Below are 3,856 nucleotides of genomic sequence, written 5' to 3'. Positions count from 1 at the left end.
ACGCCGTCCAGGAGGCCTGCGCCGAGGCGCTTCGCAGCTGGGGCCGCGACGGTGTCCCGGGCAATCCGGGCGGCTGGCTGGTGACGGTCGCACGCAATCGCGTGCGTGATCGTCTGCGCCGCGAATCCGTCCGTCCAGGAAAGGAATTGGCGGCCATGATCGACGAAATCCGGGCGCGCACCGATCACACCGACCCGTCTCCCGTTCGCGACGACGAGCTGCGGATGATGTTCACCTGCGCGCATCCCGCCCTGGACCGTCAATCGCAACTGGCGCTCACCCTGCGGCTGGTGTCGGGGCTGACGGTCGCCGAGATCGCCCGCGCGCTGCTCCAGACCGACACCGCGATCGGCCAGCGAATCACGCGCGCCAAGAACAAGATTCGGCACGCCAACATCCCGCTGCGGGTGCCGCCCGCCGAGCTGCTGCCCGAACGCACCCCGCACGTGCTGGCCTGCGTCTACTCGGTGTTCACCGAGGGGTACTGGTCCACCGCCGGCCCGTCGGCGATCCGCGACGAACTGTGCGACGAAGGGATTCGGCTGGCCGGTGAGTTGTGCGCGCTGATGCCGGACGAGCCCGAGGCCCACGCGCTGGCCGCCCTGATGCTGCTGCACGATTCGCGACGAGGGACCCGGGTCGACGACGCCGGGATGCTGGTGCCACTCGAGGAGCAGGACCGCCGCCGGTGGGACCGCGGCCGCATCGCCCGGGGGCTGGACCGGCTGCGCCGGGCGGAGGACTCGACCGGCCCCTACCTGCCGCAGGCGGTGATCGCCGCGCTGCACGCGACGGCGCCGTCGTGGGACCAGACCGACTGGGTCACCATCTGCGCGGCCTACGACCGGCTGCTGCTTCTGACCGACTCACCGGTCGTGCGGGCCAACCGCGCGCTGGCGGTGGGCTTCCGCGACGGCCCCGACGCCGGCCTCGCCGCGTTGGACGAGGTGGCGCACGACCCCCGGCTGGGCCGTTCGAATCTGGTCGCGACGGTGCGCGCCGACCTGCTCCGGCGTGCCGGCAGGCCGGCCGAAGCCCTCACCTGGTATCGAGAAGCCCTGGACGCCAACGGTTCCGAGCCCGGTCGGCAGTTCCTGCGGCGCCGCATCGCCGAGTGCGGCGGGTGACCACCCTACTTTGCCGCCGAACGTCGACTTGTCGGGGCGATTACTGCCGAAAACGCCCGACAAGTCGACGTTCGGCGTGCCGAGGCCTACGCCTCCGCGAAGTTGCGGGTGATGGCCGGGTCCACCGGGATGCCCGGGCCCGTGGTCGTCGACACGGTGATCTTCTTCAGGTAGCGACCCTTCGAGGCGGACGGCTTGAGCCGCAGCACCTCGTCGAGAGCCGCGCCGTAGTTCTCCGCGAGGGCCTTCTCGTCGAAGGACGCCTTGCCGATGACGAAGTGCAGGTTGGCCTGCTTGTCGATGCGGAAGTTGATCTTGCCGCCCTTGATGTCGGCCACGGCCTTGGCGACGTCCGGGGTGACGGTGCCCGTCTTGGGGTTGGGCATCAGGCCGCGCGGACCGAGCACGCGGGCGATGCGGCCCACCTTCGCCATCTGATCGGGCGTGGCGATCGCGGCGTCGAAGTCCAGGAAGCCGCCCTGGATCTTCTCGATCAGGTCGTCGCTGCCGACGATGTCCGCGCCGGCGGCCTGCGCCTGCTCGGCCTTGTCGCCGACGGCGAACACCGCGACGCGGGCGGTCTTGCCGGTGCCGTGCGGCAGGTTGACCGTGCCGCGGACCATCTGGTCCGCCTTGCGCGGGTCGACACCGAGCCGGATCGCCACCTCGACCGTCGCGTCCTGCTTGGCCGACGCGGTCTCCTTGGCGAGCTTGGCCGCCTCCAGCGGGCTGTAGAGACTGTTGCGGTCCACCTTCTCGGCGGCGGCGCGATATGCCTTGCTGTTCTTGCTCATTGATTCATCCAATCTGGTGTTGGGTCGTGGTTAAGCAGCGGGCCGAAGCTGGCCCTCCCACGGGGTCGAACTGTGCTCGGCTATTCGACGGTGATCCCCATCGACCGGGCGGTGCCGGCGATGATCTTGGCCGCCGCGTCGATGTCGTTGGCGTTGAGATCGGTCTTCTTGGTCTCGGCGATTTCACGAACCTGGTCCCAGGTCACCTTGGCGACCTTGGTCTTGTGCGGCTCGGCCGAACCCTTGCCCACGCCGGCGGCCTTGAGTAGCAGCTTGGCGGCGGGCGGCGTCTTGAGGGCGAAGGTGAAGCTGCGGTCCTCGTAGACGGTGATCTCCACCGGGATGACCTGGCCGCGCTGGCTTTCCGTGGCCGCGTTGTAGGCCTTGCAGAACTCCATGATGTTGACGCCGTGCTGGCCGAGCGCGGGTCCGACCGGCGGCGCAGGGTTGGCCTGCCCCGCCACGATCTGCAGCTTGATCAGCCCAGCGACTTTCTTCTTCGGGGCCATGAGATGTTGGTGTTCCTTCCTGAACTGGGCGGGACGCCCGAGCTAAATCTTCGAAACTTGGCTGAACGTCAACTCCACCGGCGTCTCGCGGCCGAAGATCGACACCAGCACCTTGAGCTTCTGCTGTTCACCGTTGACCTCGCTGATGGTCGCCGGCAACGTGGCGAACGGTCCGTCCATGACGGTCACCGATTCGCCGACCTCGTAGTCCACCTCGACGGCCGGCCGCTCCAGGCCACCCACCTCGGCGGCGGCCGCGGTGCTGGCCGCGCCCTTGGCGGCCTTCTTCGCGGCCCCCCGCGGAAGCAGGAACTTGACCACGTCGTCGAGCATCAGCGCCGACGGTCGCGACGTCGCGCCGACGAACCCGGTCACGCCCGGCGTGTTGCGCACCGCGGCCCACGAGTCGTCGGTCAGATCCATGCGCACCAGGATGTAGCCGGGCAGCACCTTGCGATTGACCTGCTTGCGCTGGCCGTTCTTGATCTCGGTGACCTCTTCGGTGGGCACCTCGACCTGGAAGATGTAGTCGCCGACGTCCAGGTTCTGCACGCGGGTCTCGAGGTTGGCTTTGACCTTGTTCTCGTAGCCCGCATAGGAGTGGATGACGTACCAGTCGCCGGGCTTGCTGCGAAGCTCCGCCTTGAGCGCGGCCGCCGGGTCGACCTCCTCGGCCGACTCCTCGGGAGCCTCGGCCGCTGAGGTTTCCGGGGCTTCAGCAGCCTCGGCGCGCTCTTCTACGTCGACCGCTTCACCCGCGGACGTGTCACCGTCGAAGGTAGTCACGGTTTTCAGTCCTCTCTATCTCTCGCTCAGCCGAACACCAGCAGCACCAGCTTGGTGAGGCCGAAATCCGCGAGGCCGACCAGCGCCACCATGAAGGCCAGGAACGCCAGCACCACCGATGTGTAGGTGAGCATCTGCTTGCGGTTGGGCCAGATAACCTTCCGCATCTCCGCAACCACCTGCTTGAGGTAGTTGTAGACGAAGACGAACGGGTTGGCCGACCGGTCCCCGGGCTTCTTCGGCTTTTTGGCCTTCTTGGCCTTGGCGCCCTTGTCCTCCTTGGCGGCCTCGACCTCGTCCGCCGACTCTACGTCGGCGTCCTCGCCGGTCTCGGCCGCTCGCTGGCGGGATCGTTTGCCGGTGGGGCGCTGCGGCCGCGTCACCACAGCGGTCCGGCCGCCACTCGCGCGGTCGTCCTCCCTGTCAGCGACCTCGCTCGTGGCGTCGTTGGCAGCATCGCCTTCGTCGCTCACCGCATGCTCCTTAGTTTTGCTAGTGTCCCGCGGGCCGCCCCAGTCGTGGTGGGCCATTCTTCCAGTGTCCACCATGGCACGGCTTCGTGTTCAGCAGGGGCGACAGGACTTGAACCTGCAACCTGCGGTTTTGGAGACCGCTGCTCTGCCAGTTGAGCTACGCCCCT

At 68.1% G+C, this 3,856-nt stretch carries 5 protein-coding genes and 1 tRNA gene; 1 reads left to right on the top strand and 5 read right to left on the bottom strand.

Features of this window, described 5'->3' with window-relative positions; genetic code table 11:
* Nucleotides 1-1,127 (top strand): RNA polymerase sigma factor (locus A9X04_RS11455; protein ID WP_067920382.1); only part of this gene is annotated, 1,127 nt, incomplete at its 5' end.
* Nucleotides 1,128-1,213: 86 nt separating this feature from the next.
* Here the strand turns inward: A9X04_RS11455 and rplA are convergent.
* From rplA to A9X04_RS11430, 5 genes are all read right to left on the bottom strand, one after another.
* Nucleotides 1,214-1,921 carry a 50S ribosomal protein L1 gene (gene rplA / locus A9X04_RS11450; protein ID WP_067920380.1) on the bottom strand — a complete coding sequence of 236 codons (708 nt, stop codon included), beginning with the start codon at nt 1,919-1,921 and terminating at the stop codon, nt 1,214-1,216.
* A gap of 80 nt (nt 1,922-2,001) precedes the next feature.
* Entirely contained in the window at nt 2,002-2,430 is a 429-nt protein-coding gene (gene rplK, locus A9X04_RS11445; RefSeq protein WP_067211717.1) for a 50S ribosomal protein L11, read from the bottom strand.
* Between the two features lie 42 nt (nt 2,431-2,472).
* Nucleotides 2,473-3,216 (bottom strand): transcription termination/antitermination protein NusG, encoded by a 744-nt coding sequence (gene nusG / locus A9X04_RS11440; protein ID WP_067920378.1) that lies wholly within the window; start codon nt 3,214-3,216, stop codon nt 2,473-2,475.
* A gap of 26 nt (nt 3,217-3,242) precedes the next feature.
* Nucleotides 3,243-3,689, bottom strand: a complete 447-nt coding sequence (secE, locus tag A9X04_RS11435; protein WP_067920376.1) for a preprotein translocase subunit SecE — start codon at nt 3,687-3,689, stop codon at nt 3,243-3,245.
* 94 nt (nt 3,690-3,783) lie between these two features.
* A tRNA-Trp gene (locus tag A9X04_RS11430) sits at nt 3,784-3,856 on the bottom strand.

Source organism: Mycobacterium sp. E3247, from assembly GCF_001667785.1.
In the GTDB taxonomy this organism is placed as follows: Bacteria; Actinomycetota; Actinomycetes; order Mycobacteriales; family Mycobacteriaceae; genus Mycobacterium.
Note: the sequence above shows the minus strand (reverse complement) of the source record. Positions and strands in the feature narration are given on the sequence as shown.

Excerpts from the sequence above, each read along its gene's own strand:
- rplA (WP_067920380.1), bottom strand. The coding sequence starts at position 1,921 with ATGAGCAAGAACAGCAAGGCATATCGCGCCGCCGCCGAGAAGGTGGAC.
- rplK (WP_067211717.1), bottom strand. The coding sequence starts at position 2,430 with ATGGCCCCGAAGAAGAAAGTCGCTGGGCTGATCAAGCTGCAGATCGTG.